Source organism: Stenotrophomonas sp. 364, assembly GCF_009832905.1.
Classification (GTDB): domain Bacteria; phylum Pseudomonadota; class Gammaproteobacteria; order Xanthomonadales; family Xanthomonadaceae; genus Stenotrophomonas; species Stenotrophomonas maltophilia_AP.
In genome coordinates this window covers 642,493-656,885 of sequence record NZ_CP047135.1, presented here as the reverse complement: position 1 = coordinate 656,885, position 14,393 = coordinate 642,493, and the positions used below count along the sequence as shown (strand labels likewise).

The 14,393-nt window shown below is 67.3% G+C and carries 16 protein-coding genes, 5 tRNA genes and 1 other RNA gene; 7 read left to right on the top strand and 15 right to left on the bottom strand.

Translation table 11 applies throughout. The annotated features are described in order from the left end of the window. Window positions 1–52 precede the first annotated feature (52 nt). Window positions 53–505: a GNAT family N-acetyltransferase gene (locus GQ674_RS03085; RefSeq protein ID WP_159495913.1), complete on the top strand. Its 453-nt coding sequence runs from the start codon at window positions 53–55 to the stop codon at window positions 503–505. 12 nt (window positions 506–517) lie between these two features. Here GQ674_RS03085 and GQ674_RS03080 read toward each other — a convergent pair whose 3' ends face one another. Next, the gene (locus GQ674_RS03080) at window positions 518–835 is read right to left on the bottom strand and encodes a multidrug efflux SMR transporter (protein WP_159495912.1); all 318 of its coding nucleotides are present in this window, start codon (window positions 833–835) and stop codon (window positions 518–520) included. A 218-nt stretch (window positions 836–1,053) separates the two neighbouring features. Here GQ674_RS03080 and GQ674_RS03075 point away from each other — a divergent pair, with 218 nt between their 5' ends. Next, window positions 1,054–1,446 (top strand): hypothetical protein, encoded by a 393-nt coding sequence (locus GQ674_RS03075; protein WP_159495911.1) that lies wholly within the window; start codon window positions 1,054–1,056, stop codon window positions 1,444–1,446. 133 nt (window positions 1,447–1,579) lie between these two features. Further along, window positions 1,580–1,676: signal recognition particle sRNA small type (gene ffs / locus GQ674_RS03070), an RNA gene on the top strand. A gap of 77 nt (window positions 1,677–1,753) precedes the next feature. Here the strand turns inward: ffs and GQ674_RS03065 are convergent. From GQ674_RS03065 to GQ674_RS03055, 3 genes are read right to left on the bottom strand one after another with little or no spacing between them, the layout of a single operon-like run. After that, entirely contained in the window at window positions 1,754–2,158 is a 405-nt protein-coding gene (locus GQ674_RS03065) for a DUF4440 domain-containing protein (RefSeq protein ID WP_159495910.1), read from the bottom strand. 2 nt (window positions 2,159–2,160) lie between these two features. Continuing rightward, window positions 2,161–2,928: an MBL fold metallo-hydrolase gene (locus GQ674_RS03060; protein ID WP_159495909.1), complete on the bottom strand. Its 768-nt coding sequence runs from the start codon at window positions 2,926–2,928 to the stop codon at window positions 2,161–2,163. Next, window positions 2,928–3,677, bottom strand: coding sequence for a 3-deoxy-D-manno-octulosonic acid kinase (locus tag GQ674_RS03055; RefSeq protein WP_159495908.1), 750 nt, complete (start codon window positions 3,675–3,677; stop codon window positions 2,928–2,930). The genes GQ674_RS03060 and GQ674_RS03055 overlap by 1 nt, the downstream gene beginning before the upstream one ends. Before the next feature lie 21 nt (window positions 3,678–3,698). On the opposite strand from GQ674_RS03055, the gene GQ674_RS03050 reads away from it, so the two are divergent. After that, complete coding sequence (locus GQ674_RS03050; protein ID WP_159495907.1) at window positions 3,699–4,748, top strand: glycosyltransferase family 9 protein; 1,050 nt, start codon at window positions 3,699–3,701, stop codon at window positions 4,746–4,748. A 98-nt stretch (window positions 4,749–4,846) separates the two neighbouring features. Here GQ674_RS03050 and GQ674_RS03045 read toward each other — a convergent pair whose 3' ends face one another. Together GQ674_RS03045 and GQ674_RS03040 are read right to left on the bottom strand one after the other, a co-directional pair. Then, window positions 4,847–5,254, bottom strand: coding sequence for a DUF6165 family protein (locus tag GQ674_RS03045; protein WP_159495906.1), 408 nt, complete (start codon window positions 5,252–5,254; stop codon window positions 4,847–4,849). Window positions 5,255–5,581: 327 nt separating this feature from the next. Next, window positions 5,582–5,672, bottom strand: a tRNA-Ser gene (locus GQ674_RS03040). A gap of 169 nt (window positions 5,673–5,841) precedes the next feature. On the opposite strand from GQ674_RS03040, the gene GQ674_RS03035 reads away from it, so the two are divergent. Continuing rightward, window positions 5,842–6,546, top strand: a complete 705-nt coding sequence (locus GQ674_RS03035; protein ID WP_038690130.1) for a protein phosphatase 2C domain-containing protein — start codon at window positions 5,842–5,844, stop codon at window positions 6,544–6,546. Between the two features lie 92 nt (window positions 6,547–6,638). On the opposite strand, the gene dnaQ is transcribed toward GQ674_RS03035, so the two are convergent. From dnaQ to GQ674_RS03020, 3 genes are read right to left on the bottom strand one after another with little or no spacing between them, the layout of a single operon-like run. Next, window positions 6,639–7,364: a DNA polymerase III subunit epsilon gene (gene dnaQ / locus GQ674_RS03030; protein ID WP_159495905.1), complete on the bottom strand. Its 726-nt coding sequence runs from the start codon at window positions 7,362–7,364 to the stop codon at window positions 6,639–6,641. A 4-nt stretch (window positions 7,365–7,368) separates the two neighbouring features. Further along, window positions 7,369–7,821: a ribonuclease HI gene (gene rnhA, locus GQ674_RS03025; RefSeq protein ID WP_128096569.1), complete on the bottom strand. Its 453-nt coding sequence runs from the start codon at window positions 7,819–7,821 to the stop codon at window positions 7,369–7,371. Between the two features lie 11 nt (window positions 7,822–7,832). Further along, window positions 7,833–8,477 (bottom strand): methyltransferase domain-containing protein, encoded by a 645-nt coding sequence (locus GQ674_RS03020; protein WP_159495904.1) that lies wholly within the window; start codon window positions 8,475–8,477, stop codon window positions 7,833–7,835. 11 nt (window positions 8,478–8,488) lie between these two features. Here GQ674_RS03020 and gloB point away from each other — a divergent pair, with 11 nt between their 5' ends. Then, on the top strand, window positions 8,489–9,256 hold the full coding sequence (gene gloB, locus GQ674_RS03015; RefSeq protein WP_128096571.1) for a hydroxyacylglutathione hydrolase: 768 nt from the start codon (window positions 8,489–8,491) through the stop codon (window positions 9,254–9,256). Further along, the gene (locus GQ674_RS03010; RefSeq protein WP_159495903.1) at window positions 9,253–10,482 is read left to right on the top strand and encodes a lytic transglycosylase domain-containing protein; all 1,230 of its coding nucleotides are present in this window, start codon (window positions 9,253–9,255) and stop codon (window positions 10,480–10,482) included. Before gloB ends, GQ674_RS03010 begins: the two co-directional genes overlap by 4 nt. A 324-nt stretch (window positions 10,483–10,806) precedes the next feature. Here GQ674_RS03010 and GQ674_RS03005 read toward each other — a convergent pair whose 3' ends face one another. The 6 genes from GQ674_RS03005 to GQ674_RS02980 form a co-directional block, all read right to left on the bottom strand. Further along, the gene (locus tag GQ674_RS03005) at window positions 10,807–12,780 is read right to left on the bottom strand and encodes a peptidyl-prolyl cis-trans isomerase (RefSeq protein WP_159495902.1); all 1,974 of its coding nucleotides are present in this window, start codon (window positions 12,778–12,780) and stop codon (window positions 10,807–10,809) included. Window positions 12,781–13,485: 705 nt separating this feature from the next. Then, window positions 13,486–13,562, bottom strand: a tRNA-Asp gene (locus tag GQ674_RS03000). Between the two features lie 89 nt (window positions 13,563–13,651). Further along, window positions 13,652–13,728, bottom strand: a tRNA-Asp gene (locus GQ674_RS02995). Between the two features lie 108 nt (window positions 13,729–13,836). Continuing rightward, window positions 13,837–13,913 (bottom strand) — tRNA-Asp (locus GQ674_RS02990). Window positions 13,914–13,940: 27 nt separating this feature from the next. Next, a tRNA-Val gene (locus tag GQ674_RS02985) sits at window positions 13,941–14,015 on the bottom strand. 11 nt (window positions 14,016–14,026) lie between these two features. Then, window positions 14,027–14,299, bottom strand: coding sequence for an HU family DNA-binding protein (locus GQ674_RS02980; RefSeq protein WP_038690141.1), 273 nt, complete (start codon window positions 14,297–14,299; stop codon window positions 14,027–14,029). Window positions 14,300–14,393: the final 94 nt, after the last annotated feature.

Genomic DNA, 14,393 nt, shown 5'->3' with positions numbered 1-14,393 from the left:
GCAGCGGGGTTCCGTGGCACAGTCGCGCTTCCCAGCCACTGCATGCCGTCCCATGTCCACGATCCGCGCCTTCACCGCTGCCGATGCACCCGCCTGCCTGGCCATCTTCGATGGCAACGTGCCGCGCTTCTTCGGCGCGCATGAACGTGCGGACTTTGCCACCTACCTGCAGCAGCCTGCGCGCGCTGCGGACTACCTGGTGATCGAACGCGACGACCGGGTGGTGGCCTGCGGCGGACTGGCGATGGACGACGCGCTGACCGCCGCGTTCTGCTGGGGCATGGTTGACCACACCGTGCACCGGCAGGGGCTGGGCAGCGAACTGGCGCACGCGCGCCTGCAGCAGGCACGCGCACATGGCGCGCGCCGCGTGGTGTTGAGCACCAGCCAGCACACCTGCGATTTCTACGCCGCGCTGGGATTCGGCATCACCCGGATCGTGACCGATGGCCACGGCCCGGGCCTGGACGCGGTGGACATGCAACGCGTGATGCCGCTGGATTAAGCGCCGAAGGACTCAGCTGCTCGACAGCTTCATCAGCACCAGCCCGCTCACGATCAACACGGCTGCGGCGATACGCATCGCACTCACCTGCTCGCCCAGGAACGTGATGCCGATGACGAACGCACCCACCGCGCCAATACCGGTCCAGATCGTGTACGCGGTGCCCAGGGGCAAGGTGCGCATGGCCAGCGACAACAGCCAGAAACTGGCGATCATGGTAACCACGGTGATGATGCTGGGGGTGAGCTTGCTGAAGCCGTCCGACTGCTTCATCGCGAACGCCCAGACGATTTCCAGTACGCCGGCTGCCAACAGATAGATCCAGGCCATGTGGCCCTCCTTAGATAGGGCCAGGCCGTCCTGGTCAGTGTGTCCCGCTGCGGGGGAGGCCGTTCCTCCTGCGGCGATTCTAGCAACGCCGGACCATGGCCGGCACCTGCAGGCCCGGCACTTGTCGCGGGGTTCAGCCCGTGGCTACAACCGATTCAGCTACATGGACGCGCGGCGGGCGTGGCATCCTGACCCGCCCGGACGCAGGAAGCCCCCGCATGACGCTTGATTCGACGCTCGCCGCTTGGCTGGAACAGGCGCTGCAGTCGCCACTGCCCGACGAAGTAGTGGGCCTGTCATTCAACCTCAGCGAAGGCGCGGCGGGCGACGATGCCGGCTTCTGCATCGAACTGGTCGGTACCGACCGTTTCGATGCACAGGATCCTGACTGGGCCTGTGATGAAGTCTGGGCACCGGAGGCCCGCGAAATCGAATTGCCGTATTCGGTGACCGGAAACCACTGGGAAGATTGCCTGGCCGCGCTGCACACCGCGTTGCTCCAGGCCCTGGCCACGCCCCGCTTCGGCCCGCGCCTGAGCGCGCAGGTGCAGGGCATCGGGCTGGGTTTCGTCGATGGTGACCTGCAGCTGCTCTGGCAGCGTGGCGGCTGAGTCGTGCGCCGCTGGCACTGCACGCGGCGCATGCGCTAGAATGCGCGACTGCACTGCGGGGCTGTCCCTGCACTGCACCTCCGGCACCCGCTGATTTCGATCACCCGGTGCTTGGAACGTCTCTATGGTGGCCCCGTCGGCCCCTCGCGACGCTAGGTCGAAAATCCCGCCAGGGCCGGAAGGCAGCAACGGTATCGATCGACGCGGGCGCCGAGGTCAGCCGGCGGGGCCGCCACCTTTTTGGGCCCCTGCCATCGCGGGCGTAGAGCCGACCGTTGGTCGGCTGCCCTCAACGCTCCCCGGATGATTACGTCTGCCGACCAACCGTCGGCTCTACGCCGGGCGTGCCCTGGTGGAACAGCAGGCGCCACCCCGCGTCGTGCAGCCGCCACAGCGAACTGCGCAGCACCGCGCGCTGGCGCACACCGTCAACCACATACCAGCTGCAATAGCGCACCTGCGCCACGGTCGGGGCCAGCACCGCAACGCGGTAGTCGTCCGAGACGATCTCCACCACGGCGCGTTCGGCGGGAATCTCGACCAGTGCGGCGGCGCGCCCGTAACAGCTGCCCGAGCTGCCGATTTCACTGAAATCCGGATCGAGCAGCGCCTCCAGGCGCGCGGCATCGGCACGCACCACCGGGTCATGCAGGGCGCGTTCGAGCGCTTCCAGGTGGGCGGCCAGCGCGGTGCTGTCCGTCACCTGCGCCATGCTCAGGGCGGATCCTGCGTCAGCACGTGCAGGGCGGTCGGCGCGGCCAGCGCCACGCATTCGCCCGGCACCGCCACCCGATGCCCGCGCTGGCGAAGCGCGGCGCCATCGGCCTCGCTGGCGTAGTGGTACAGCATCATCCGCGCCTGCAGCTCACGGCTGTACTCACGTTCCAGGTCATCCACGCCGGTATGCGACGGGTTGCCGTGCAGGCCGCAGTCGTGGGCAATCAGTTCGTTGTCGTCGGCGTAGCGGGCCAGCATTTCCGGAATCGGGCGGGTATCGCCACTCCAGGTCACCGCGCCCTTGAGGCGCAGACCATAGGCGGTTTCCGGCCAGTGGTGGCGCACCGGGAACACTTCCAGGCGCACCCCGTCGTGCCAGAACGCATCGCCCACCACGATCAGCTGGAAGGCGTCCCAGAAGTTGGCGCCGCCCTCGGCCAGCACGTTGGGATAGTCGGCCACGCGCTTGTGCAGCAGCGGCACCACCGTGGCCGGCACGTACACGCGGATGCGCCCGCGACGGTGCGGCGAAAAATACGCATCCACGAACAAGCGCTCGAAACCGGCCACGTGGTCCAGGTGCACATGGGTGACGAACAGTGCCTGCGGCACCTGCCCGTACTGCGCCATGAAAGCGGTGAGGCCTTCGCCACCGCAGTCGATGGTGAGCCACGGCCGGCCGTCACGCTCGATCACCGCCATCGGCGAGCCCAGCTGCACGGCCGACGCGTTGCCGACCCCCATGAAGCGCAGTGCCCAGTCCATCAGTAGCCCCGGTTCCAGGCTAGGTCGTAGGCGCGGCGCAGCCGTGCGTAGTCTTTTTCCACCTCTTCCACGCTGCGCTCGCCGCGCAGCTTGAGCAGCGACCGCAGCAGGCGCTTGAGGTTGCGCTCGCGCCAGCGCGTGGCCGGAATGCGCTGCACGCCGCGGTCGAAGTCGATCAACCAGCCGTGGCCGTTGGCGTCGAACAGGATGTTGTGTGCGTTGAGGTCGGCATGGTCCAGCCCGGCGCGGTGGAAGCGCGCGATCAGCCGGCCGGTTTCTTCCCACGGGGCGCCCCGCCCGGCCACCAGCGCGCGGTCGGCCAGCGAGCGTACGCCCTCCAGCCGCTCCATCAGGATGGCGGCGCGGTAGCGCATGCCCTCGCGCATGTAGAACGCGGCAATGGGACGCGGTACCGGCAGCTTCAGCGCGCGCAGGGCGCGCATCAGGCGGAATTCGGCAAAGCTGCGGGTGCGGTCGGCGCCGCGCCACAGGTAGGCGTCGCGGCTAAGCTTCGCCGCCATGCCGCCGCGCAGGTACTGGCGCAGCACGCATTGGCCGAACGGCGCATCGACGAACCAGGCACCGCCGCGACCGCCATCACCGACCGGCCGCGCCCGCTCGGCCCAGTGGGCCGGCGAGAACAGCTCGATCTCGGCTTGCCGCAGCCGTTCGCGGTCGAACAGAATGGCACCCAGTCCGCGTCCATCACGGCAGGGCGTCAGCGCTTCATTGGCGTCGAATGCGACCATTCCTTCGAGTCTAACAACACCATGGCACCAACGTCCTCTTCCTTGTGTCTTTTGCGTTTGTCCGCCCTGGGCGATGTCACCCACGTGGTGCCGCTGGTGCGGACCCTGCAGCAGGCCAGGCCGGGCACGTCGCTGCACTGGATCATCGACAAGGCCGGGCACAAACTGCTCGACGGCCTGCCCGGCGTGGTCTTCCACCCGTACGACAAGAAGACCGGCCTGGCCGGCATGCGGGCGCTGAAGGCCACCTTCCCGCCCGGCCGTTTCGAGGCGCTGCTGCAGATGCAGGTGGCCTTCCGCGCCAATGTGCTGTCGGCGTTCGTGCCGGCCGTGCGCCGCATCGGCTACGACAAGGCACGCTCGAAGGATCTTCACGGCCTTTTCATCAACGAACGTATTCCCGACCGCCCCGGTATCCACGTACTGGATGCGATCGGCAGCTTCAGCGAGCCGCTGGGCATCGTCCAGCAGCAGGTCAGCTGGGATCTGGCGGTGCCGCCTGCCGCGGTGGAATGGGCGCAGGCGCAGTGGCAGGACGATGGCCGCGCGGTGCTGATGATCTCGCCCTGCTCCAGCCATGTGCGCCGCAACTGGTACGCCGACCGCTACGCCGCGGTGGCCAACCATGCCACCGCGCGCGGCTGGCGGGTGGTGCTGTGCGGGGGGCGCAGCGAACTGGAGCGCGACATGAGCGATGCCATCCTGGCCCAGCTGGATACGCCCGCGCTGGACCTGGTCGGCAAGGACACGCTGAAGCAGCTGCCGGCGCTGCTGGCACGCGCCGCGCTGGTGATGACCCCGGACTCGGGCCCGATGCACATCGCCAACGCGGTGGGCACCAAGGTGCTGGGCCTGCACGCGGCCAGCAACCCGCACCGCAGCGGCCCCTACTCCGACCGACGCTACTGCGTGGACCGCTACGACGATGCCGCGCGTAAGTACCTGGGCAAGCCGGCCAGTGCGCTCAAGTGGGGCACCAAGATCGAATTCGACGACGTGATGCAGTTGATCACCGTCGAAGACGGCATCGCCGCGTTCGAGCGGTATGTCGCCGATCATCGCCCGGCCTGACCGGCGCAATTAACGCTGCGCGGTCAAGCGGAGACGGACATTGCGGGGTTGCCGGCCAGCGGCCGGCACTACCACCTCTGCATGGCAGGCCGATGGAGTTACGCGCCCTTGGGTGCGTAATCCTTGTACGACTTTTCTTCCACGTAGCCCGAGCCGAGCGCCAGGTTGATGGCCTTCTTGATGCGGGCGCGTTCGTCGTTCTGCAGGTACACGCTGCGGGCCAGCGCGACGAAGTCCTCGTTGAAGGCCTGCGCCTTGTCCTGCAGGCGGATGTTGTCCTCGATGTCCCACAGGCGCTCGTTGACCGCCTTCAGGTCGGCACGCAGGCGCGCGATGTCCTTCACTGCGGCCGGGTGCGCCATCCAGGTCTTGTCCAGCGCGCTCAGCTCGGCATGGACGTTGGCCAGCTTGGCCGCATCGTCGATGCGCTCGGATTTGATCTGCAGGATCGAGATCTTGTCCAGCAGCTCGCCAAAGGACACGGGAACAAGGATTTCAGCGGTCATGGGGGCCATCCGTTACGTGAGGCCGCCAGTTTAACGGACCCGGCAGTCAACCCACGTCGAACGGACCGTCTGCGTCGCCCACCAGAACCCCACCCGCCGCGGTCTCCCTTCCCCGCCCTTCCGTCCGCTTCACCCCACACATCCGTTCTGGAGCAACAAGCCCCTCTGTTGAGGGGCTGCCCTGACAGGGGCGGGGAGAGGCAGGCAAAGGGACGGGCCCAGACGCTGCACAGCAGCGTTTGGGGCGACGGCGCGCAGCGCCGTCGCATCCCGCGCCAGACACAAAGAAAAAGGGCCGCCCAACGGGCAGCCCTTTTTCTTTGTGTCTGGCGGAGAGGGGGGGATTCGAACCCCCGAGGCGCTATAAACGCCTGCCTGATTTCGAGTCAGGTACATTCAACCGCTCTGCCACCTCTCCAGATGGTCCCGGCGAACCGGGACGCGAATGATACGGGCAGGACGCGCTGACGACAAGTCATTCCGCACCGGCGAAGTGAATTTCTTCTGTATGGATGCCTTGCCGGATGTCCGGCGGGCCGCGATCATGCCGTTATCCCCCGCAACGTCCCTTTGGCTGCAGCCCACCCATGATCGAATTCGGACATCTCACCCACCCCGGCCTGCGCCGTGACCTCAACGAGGACACCTACTACGGCGATGGCGAACTGGCGTTGTGGCTGGTGGCCGACGGCATGGGCGGGCACGCCTGCGGCGAAGTGGCCAGCGCGCTGGCACGCGAGACCATCGTGCGCGAGATCCGCCACGGCGCGACGCTGGCGCACGCCATCCGGGTGGCCGATGAAGAGATCATCCGCACCTCGCGCCGCCGCAACGACAGCCTGCCGATGGGCACCACCGTGGTGGCCGCGCGGGTCCAGGGCAACCGGTACGAAGTGGCCTGGGTCGGCGACAGCCGCGCCTACCTGTGGCGCGACGGCCAGCTGGCCCAGCTCAGCCAGGACCACAGCGTGGTGCAGGAAATGGTGGCCCAGGGCAACCTGACCGCCGAGCAGGCCCGTGCCCATCCGCACCGCAACGTGGTGACGCAGGCGTTGGGGGTCACCGACCCGGCGCATCTGAACGTGGCCACCACCACCGGCGAACTGCGCCCGGGCATGCAGCTGCTGCTGTGCAGCGACGGGCTGACCGAGGAAGTGGAGGACACCGGCATCGCCCGCACGCTGGCCTTCGATGACGCCAGCGCGCAGGAATGCGTGGACACGCTGGTGGCGGCCGCGCTGGATGGCGGCGGGTCGGACAACATCACCGTGATTCTGGTGCGTTGCCATTGATTGCCCCGGTCACGACCAACGGTCGTGACCTACCGGTTCATCGCATGGGTGCATCACCAACCGGTGGATCACGGCCGTTGGTCGTGATGCCCTCACGCCACCGCCTCTTCCACCTTCGGCCCATCCCAGATGGCATGGCCGGCCTTCTTGCGCAGCTTGGCCAGCCGCGCTTCGTGCGCCTCCAGCTCGGACGCGGTGGCCACCACGCGCGGGCGCGGCAGCAGGCGTGAGGTATCGAACGCCTGGGCATGCGCGGTGCCGCGCTTGCTGTCGTCGGTCGAACCAAAGCCGATTTCCTCCTGGCCCGAGGTCAGCGCGATGTACACATCGCCCAGGATCTGCGCGTCGAGCAGGCCGCCGTGCAGCTGGCGGTGCGCGTTGTCCACGCCCAGCCGCTTGCACAATGCATCCAGCGAGTTGCGCTGGCCGGGGAAGCGCTCGCGCGCCATCTTCAGCGTATCGATCACCGTGCAGCGGTCGGTGATCTTGCCGTACTGATCCCCCAGCAACGACAGCTCGTTGTCGAGGAAGCCGATGTCGAACGCGGCGTTGTGGATGATCAGCTCGGCGCCGTCGATGAAGGCGAGGAACTCCTCGGCGATCTGGGCGAACACCGGCTTGTCGGCCAGGAACTCCAGGGTCAGCCCGGTGACTTCCTGCGCGCCCTGTTCGAATTCGCAGTCCGGCTTGATGTACTGGTGGTAGTTGTTGCCGCTGGGGCGGCGTTCAAGCAGTTCCACACAGCCGATTTCGACGATGCGGTTGCCCTTCCGCCATTCCAGGCCGGTGGTTTCGGTATCAAGAATGATCTGACGCATGGGCTCAGTGTACCGGGCCGGCGGCGCGGATCCGGATCGCGGCGTCGCGTGCCAACTGGTCCACGCGTTCATTGTCGGGGTCGCCGGAATGGCCCTTCACCCAGCGCCAGTCGATGGTATGCATCAGCGTGGCCGCGTGCAGGCGTTCCCACAGCTCGCGGTTCTTGACCGGGTCGCCGCCGGCGGTCTTCCAGTTCTTGCGGATCCAGCCCGGCATCCACTGGGTCAGGCCCTGCCGGACGTACTGCGAGTCGGTGAAGAGGACGATGTTGCACGGCTCGGTCAGCGCTTCCAGCCCGGAGATGGCCGCCATCAGCTCCATCCGATTGTTGGTGGTATGCGCTTCGCCACCGCTCAGTTCACGCTCGTGCGCGTTGTAGCGCAGCAATGCCGCCCAGCCACCGGGCCCGGGATTGCCGAGGCAGGAACCGTCGGTGTGTATTTCGATTGTTTTCATTGCAGTCCAGATCAGGTCGCCACGGTACCGGCCCATCGAGGGACCGGCAGCGGCGTAGGTCCCGGCAGGGCCGGGGTGCGTTTCTCGGCGGTGAACAGGCAGGCCGCGCGCAGGGGCGCGAAGCTGCGCTGGCCCGGGGCGCAGTCACGCCACATCGGCCCCAGGTAGCTCAGCCCATCACAGCTCAGGCCGGCCCGCTCCAGGGTGTGCCGCAGCCGCTGCGGGCTGCGCACCACCAGGCCGTGCTGGCGCCACTGGCGGCGGTAGGGGCTGAACGGGTTGAGCGTGGACAGCCACAACCGGCCACCGGGCATCAGCACCCGCTCGCACTCGCCGATCAACTGCTCGGCATCGCGGGCGGTCACGTGCTGCAACACGATGGCGTTGACGCTCTCGTCCGGCAGCGGCAGCGGCAGGCCACAGCGGGTGTCGCCGGCGAACCCTGCCCCAGCCCGGTGCAGGCGCAGGCCGCGACCGGGAAGGTCCGGCAGGGCCGCCCAGGCGGCCGTGGGGGCGAGCCACAGCCACGGCGTGACCGGGCGCTCGGCCAGCAACGGCATCAGCCGCCGGAATTCCAACTGGCACAGCACATGTGCCGGTTCAGTATCAAACCAGGATGCGACTGACGCTTGACGGGGGCTCGGCGTGGCGGGCATGGTCCAATTCTATGCGACTCACTGCCCTACCCGCATTTGCGGACAACTACATCTGGGCGCTGGTCGCCGATGACGGCCAGGCGGTCGTGGTCGACCCCGGCGACGCCGGCCCGGTTCTGGCTGCCGCAACGCAGCAGGGATGGACCCCCACGGCGATTCTGCTCACCCACCACCACAACGACCATATCGGCGGCGTGGCCGCGCTGCAGGCCCGGTATCCGGGGCTTGCGGTGTATGCACCGGACGATCCGCGCATCCCGATGGCCACCCATCGGGTGGCTGAAGGTGAATGCATTCAGGCAGCGGGCCAAAGGTTCCACGTAGTATCCGTGCCCGGCCACACCCGGTTCCACATCGCGTTTCACACCGCTGAACACCTTTTCAGTGGCGATGCGTTGTTCAGCCTGGGCTGTGGCCGCATGTTCGAAGGTACGCCGTCCCAGCTGCTGGCATCCCTGCACAAGCTGGCGTCCCTGCCCCCGCACCTGCTGTTGTGCTGCGGGCACGAATACACCGTGTCAAATGCCGTCTTCGCGCGGCATGTCGACCCCACCAACGCTGCGTTGCTGCAGCGCCATGAGGAGGCCCTGGCCATGCGCCGCGATGACCGTCCTACGCTGCCCGTGTCACTGGCCAGCGAGCTTCACTGCAATCCGTTCCTGCGTACCGGAACGCCGTCGATCCAGCAGGCCGTCAGTGCCCACCTGGGTCGCCCCGTCACCGATGAAGTCGATGTCGTCGCAGGCTTGCGCGGCTGGAAAGACGGATTCGGTACATGAGCCGGCGATTGTTGCCGCTCGCGCTCGGCCTGGCACTGTCCCTGGCCGGCGGCGCGAGCGCCCAGTCGTTGAGTGCGGGAATGTCGCAGAACGTGGCCGGGCTCTCCCAGCTGCCCCTGGACCCCGCCGCCCTGCCGCCGGTCTCGGTGCGCAACGGGCAGGAGATCTTCGCCAGCTTCCGCGATGGCCTGGCCGAACCCACCTGCAACGCCGAGGCCACCAGCCCACGGTGGCAGAAGCAGTTCGCGCACGCCCCGTCACGGCTGGCCAATACCGATGACGATGCCCTGGTGCTGTTTGGCTACGTGGTCGAAGAACTGCGCCGGTCCAACCTGCCCACCGAGTTCGCGCTGATTCCGTTCGTGGAAAGCGGCTACCGGCCCAATGCCCGCAATGGCACCGGCCCGGCCGGGCTGTGGCAGTTCATCGCCACCACCGCCAAGAACCACCGCGTCCAGATGACCCCGGGCTACGACGGCCGCCTGTCTGCGGTGGATTCCACCCAGGCCGCGGTGCGCTACCTCAAGACCCTGCACGGTATGTTCGGGGGCGACTGGCGCCTGGCCACCATGGCCTACAACGCCGGCGAGTACCGGGTGCTGCAATCGCTGCGCAAGGCCGGCATGAACGCGCAGAACGCGCGCCCGGCCGAACTGCCGGGGCTGTCGCCGATCACCTATGCCTACGTCGAGAAGCTGCACGCGCTGGCCTGTGTGCTGGAAAACGCCGAAACCAAGCCCGGCGTGATGGCCTCGCTGGACCGCACGGTGCCGGTGCTCAAGGGCCACACCCTGCCGGCGGGCACCAGCGTCCAGCAGTGGGCCGCACAGCGCTCGCTGGACCCGGCGCGGATTGCCCGGCTCAACCCGGCCCTGGCGAGCGGCAAGGGCCGCCCCAGCGGCCAGGTGACGGTACTGGCACCGGCCACGCACGCCCCCGTCGACGCCAGCGCCGCGGTGATGGCTGCCGTGGCCACCGTGGAGTCCCCGGACCGCACCGAGACCGCGCCAGCCGCCACGGCCAGCGCGCCGACCGCGCGCGCGGCCCGGACCGTGGCCAGCAGTGCCGACCGGCCCCGCAACCGCCACCACACCGTGCGTGACGGCGAGTCGCCGTGGACCATTGCGCGCCGGTACGGGATGCCGCTCAAGGCGCTGTTGTCGCTGAACGGGCTCACCGGCAGCAGCGTGCTGAAGCCAGGGGCGGTGTTGCGCGTGGAAGATTGATACGGCGCGCCGCCCCCGGCCGCGCTGATCGGTTCAATGCGGTACCTACGATGCCCGGCGTTGCCGGGCATCGTCGTTTCCGGGGGCCGGCAGACGCTCCCCTTGCGTACCGAGGGGCCGCCATGGGCGGCAGCGCCGGTTGGGGTCATGCCGACATCGCGCCGATCCGGCGTGTCGGCGGTCGGCTGGGGCGCGCCCCTACCGGGATGGCGAGCGTGCGAGCCATCAGGTGCGGCCGACAGGCTGCGTACCGACCTCGGCCTGCCCCACAACGCAGAAGGCCCGGCAATGCCGGGCCTTCTGCTGCCACTGCAACCGGATCGGTTACAGGTTGGCCTCTTCGGTCTGCACCTTGTAGTGCTTGCGCATCGCGTCGATGTAAGCCTTGGCGGCGGCCATGCCATCGATCTGGTTCAGCTGATCGGTGAAGGCCTTCTTCTGCTCCGGCTGGATCTCGGCCAGGTTGCCCGGAGTGACCTTGTTCACCGCGAAGACCAGGTACCGGCCCTGCATGGCGACCTTGCCGTAGCTCGGCTTGCCGTCGGCCGGCAGCGCCGTGCTGAACACCGCACGGTTGATTTCCGGGGTCGGCACCGGCTGGGTACGCGGCAGGCCCGGCAGCGGGGTCACCTGCAGCTTGTCACTGACCGTCAGCGCCTGCAGGGTCTGGCCGGCCTTGAGCTTGGCCAGCACCGCATCGGCGGCCTTCTCCGACGCCGCGCGGACACGCTCGCCACGGATGGCGGCAATCACCTGGTCACGCGCCTTGGCGAGCGGCATCGCCTGCTCCGGGCTGTGCTCGGTGACGCGGATCATCACGTTGTGGTTCGGCGCCAGCTCGATCGGGTCGCTGACCGTGCCGTCCTGGGTAAGCACGTCGGAGAACGCGGCGCGCAGCACGGCCGGGTTGGCGGCGATGCCACTGGCGGTGGTGCGGGTGAACGGCCCCAGGGTCTGGACCGGCAGGCCCATGTCCTTGGCCGGGCCTTCCAGCGAGGTCGGGTTCTTGTACACCAGGTCGACCAGGCGGCCGCTCAGGTCGGTAAACGCACGCTCGTTGTCGGCCTTGAGTGCTTCGGCCGCCAGCTGGTCGCGCACGTCTTCGAACGGACGGCCTTCGCCGCCCTTCTTTTCGCGCAGCAGCAGCACGTGGTAACCGAAGTCGGTCTTGACCGGGCCGGTCACTTCACCGGCCTGCATGTTGAACAGCGCGTCCTCGAACGGCTTCACCATCGCGCCGCGCTCGACCCAGCCCAGATCGCCACCGTGTTCCTTGGAGCCGGGGTCTTCGGAGTTGGCCTTGGCCAGTGCGGCGAAGTCGGCGCCGGGCTTGCGCGCCTCGGCGGCAAGGCGGGTGGCCTTTTCTTCGGCGGCCTTGAGCTTGGCCGGGTCGCTGCCATCGGCGGCGATCAGGATGTGCGAGGCCAGGCGCTGTTCCGGGGTGGCAAACCGCGCCTTCTCCTCTTCATAGCGCTTGCGCAGGGCTGCTTCGTCGGCCGGGGCAGCCGCCGGCAGGTTCGCGCCGTTGATTTCCACGTATTCCAGCGTCACGGTTTCCGGCTGGCGGAAATCCTTGGTGTGGCTGTCGTACCACTGCTTGATCTGCGCGTCGGTCACCTCGGCGGTGTCGGCCGGCAGTTCCGGCAGCGCGGCCAGTTCGACGTCGCGGGTTTCGCCCAGCAGCTTGAGCAGGCGCTCGGCTTCGGCGGCGGTGGCAAACCCGGACACCTGCAGCGCCGACGGAATCACCGACTGCTGGATGCTCTCACGCACCAGGGCCTCGAACTGGGTCGGGGTACGCGGCGGATTGCCACCGGCCAGCGCGAGGCGGTACTGGTTGTCGTTGAACTTGCCGTCCGGGCCGATGAAGGCCGGGATCGCGGCGATGTATTCGCGCACGGCGTTGTCGCCGATCACGATGCCGGACTGTTCGCCGGCCAGGCGCACGACCTGTTCGTCGATCATCTGGTCGAGCACGGCCAGCTTGTTTTCGGTGCTTTCAAATTCGCGCGGGTCGAAGTTCTCGCCCTGCTCCTGGCGCGCCTGCTGGCGGGCCTGCTCGAAACGCACGCGGAAATCCTGCGAGCTGATCTCGTGGTGCTGCCACAGGAAGGACATCGGCCACCACGACGGCGCCGAGCGCCACCAGGTCGGCGGTGCCGCCACCTTGGCCACGTTCTGCGCACCCACGCCACCGAGGTAGCTGGAGTCGATCACGAACAGGAACGGAATCATCAGCAGCCCCAGGATCACGGTAACGATCCAGCCCGAGGTCTTGTCGCGAAGTTTCTGCAGCATGGGAAAAATCATGGCCTGAGTGGCGAGCCGGGCAGTGTAACCCGCTTCCGGCGTGGCTCCAAAACCATCGCAGGCAGGCGCGGCGCGGCCATCGCAACGTCTGCGGGCCGCCCGATGTCGCCATCACATCGATCCCGGCAGGGGCAGCTGACCACGACGCGCTTGACGCTGCCGCGTTAGACAGAACCGGTTCTTCTTTCTTCTGCCAGCGGCGCGGCACGCACGACAGGTGCGGTGGACTTTTCCGGGCGCGGTGGTCGGTGGATCGGGCGCTGGGCCCCCATGCCCTTTCCGGCGAATGTCCTCCGGCGTCGGCCTGCGGTCGCCACCTCCCCCTTTATTTCGCCTCCAAGGGCATGGGGGCCCAGCGCCCGATCCACCAACAGCGCCAGAAAAGCCTGGCTTCCCCCTCCTTACCGCAAGCCGAGCGCCGTAGCGGCCGGTAGGCCCCTTGGGCAAAATAAAGGAGGAGGCCGCCAGGCCGGGGGCATTTGCGCCAGGGGCTTACCGGCCGCTGCGGGGCCCTCACGCTCGCGGCAGTCACGAACGGAGTTGCGCCCCGATCCACAACGTCGCCTGGACAATCAAGACGCACGTGAATGGATGCACGCCCTCTGCTCCGGACCTTGCAACAAGACACTCCCGTTCGTCGGGACAAAAACCAAAAAAAAAGCCCCTGGTTTGCACCAGGGGCTCTTCAAAGATTGGCGGAGCGGACGGGACTCGAACCCGCGACCTCCGGCGTGACAGGCCAGCATTCTAACCAGCTGAACTACCGCTCCGCGCTTGAAACTTTGCAGGCGCTCATTCTATCCGAAGATATTCAGAAAACCTACCCCGAAGACTGCTTTTTTCGAGGATTTTTTAAAACTGGCGGAGCGGACGGGACTTGAACCCGCGACCTCCGGCGTGACAGGCCAGCATTCTAACCAGCTGAACTACCGCTCCATGTTTTAACTTTTTTCAGCCAACCAACGGTCGGCTTTACCGCCTTCACCGCGACCTGCGTCGGCGGAGAAAACAAGGCCCCCGATTGCTCAGGGGCCTTCTTGAAACTGGCGGAGCGGACGGGACTTGAACCCGCGACCTCCGGCGTGACAGGCCAGCATTCTAACCAGCTGAACTACCGCTCCAAATCTCAAACTTCTACTGCGGTGCTGTGGTGGGTGCTGAGGGTTTCGAACCCCCGACCCTCTCCGTGTAAAGGAGACGCTCTACCGCTGAGCTAAGCACCCCAGCAAGCCGCTTAGTTTACGGCATCCTTCAGGGCTTTGCCAGCCTTGAACGACGGATTGTTCGATGCAGCGATCTTGATGGTGTCGCCGGTCTTCGGGTTGCGGCCGGTGCGGGCAGCACGTGCGCGAACCTGGAACGTACCGAAGCCCACCAGCGTCACAGCGTCACCGCCCTTCAGGGCCTTGGTGATGGAAGCGATGACGGCATCGACGGCGCGGTTGGACTCGGCCTTGGTCAGGTCGGCGGCCTCGGCAACGGCGTCGATCAATTCGGTCTTGTTCATTCTGTACAGCTCCTTTGGCGGGGATTCCGCATGTTCGACAGTGAAGCATCCGACCCAGACTGCGGCCGGATGCCAGTGAAGTTCTCGATTCGCC

Excerpts from the sequence above, each read along its gene's own strand:
- GQ674_RS03085 (WP_159495913.1), top strand. The coding sequence starts at position 53 with ATGTCCACGATCCGCGCCTTCACCGCTGCCGATGCACCCGCCTGCCTG.
- GQ674_RS03080 (WP_159495912.1), bottom strand. The coding sequence starts at position 835 with ATGGCCTGGATCTATCTGTTGGCAGCCGGCGTACTGGAAATCGTCTGG.
- GQ674_RS03075 (WP_159495911.1), top strand. The coding sequence starts at position 1,054 with ATGACGCTTGATTCGACGCTCGCCGCTTGGCTGGAACAGGCGCTGCAG.
- GQ674_RS03065 (WP_159495910.1), bottom strand. The coding sequence starts at position 2,158 with ATGGCGCAGGTGACGGACAGCACCGCGCTGGCCGCCCACCTGGAAGCG.
- GQ674_RS03060 (WP_159495909.1), bottom strand. The coding sequence starts at position 2,928 with ATGGACTGGGCACTGCGCTTCATGGGGGTCGGCAACGCGTCGGCCGTG.
- GQ674_RS03055 (WP_159495908.1), bottom strand. The coding sequence starts at position 3,677 with ATGGTCGCATTCGACGCCAATGAAGCGCTGACGCCCTGCCGTGATGGA.
- GQ674_RS03050 (WP_159495907.1), top strand. The coding sequence starts at position 3,699 with ATGGCACCAACGTCCTCTTCCTTGTGTCTTTTGCGTTTGTCCGCCCTG.
- GQ674_RS03045 (WP_159495906.1), bottom strand. The coding sequence starts at position 5,254 with ATGACCGCTGAAATCCTTGTTCCCGTGTCCTTTGGCGAGCTGCTGGAC.
- GQ674_RS03035 (WP_038690130.1), top strand. The coding sequence starts at position 5,842 with ATGATCGAATTCGGACATCTCACCCACCCCGGCCTGCGCCGTGACCTC.
- dnaQ (WP_159495905.1), bottom strand. The coding sequence starts at position 7,364 with ATGCGTCAGATCATTCTTGATACCGAAACCACCGGCCTGGAATGGCGG.
- rnhA (WP_128096569.1), bottom strand. The coding sequence starts at position 7,821 with ATGAAAACAATCGAAATACACACCGACGGTTCCTGCCTCGGCAATCCC.
- GQ674_RS03020 (WP_159495904.1), bottom strand. The coding sequence starts at position 8,477 with ATGCCCGCCACGCCGAGCCCCCGTCAAGCGTCAGTCGCATCCTGGTTT.
- gloB (WP_128096571.1), top strand. The coding sequence starts at position 8,489 with ATGCGACTCACTGCCCTACCCGCATTTGCGGACAACTACATCTGGGCG.
- GQ674_RS03010 (WP_159495903.1), top strand. The coding sequence starts at position 9,253 with ATGAGCCGGCGATTGTTGCCGCTCGCGCTCGGCCTGGCACTGTCCCTG.
- GQ674_RS03005 (WP_159495902.1), bottom strand. The coding sequence starts at position 12,780 with ATGCTGCAGAAACTTCGCGACAAGACCTCGGGCTGGATCGTTACCGTG.
- GQ674_RS02980 (WP_038690141.1), bottom strand. The coding sequence starts at position 14,299 with ATGAACAAGACCGAATTGATCGACGCCGTTGCCGAGGCCGCCGACCTG.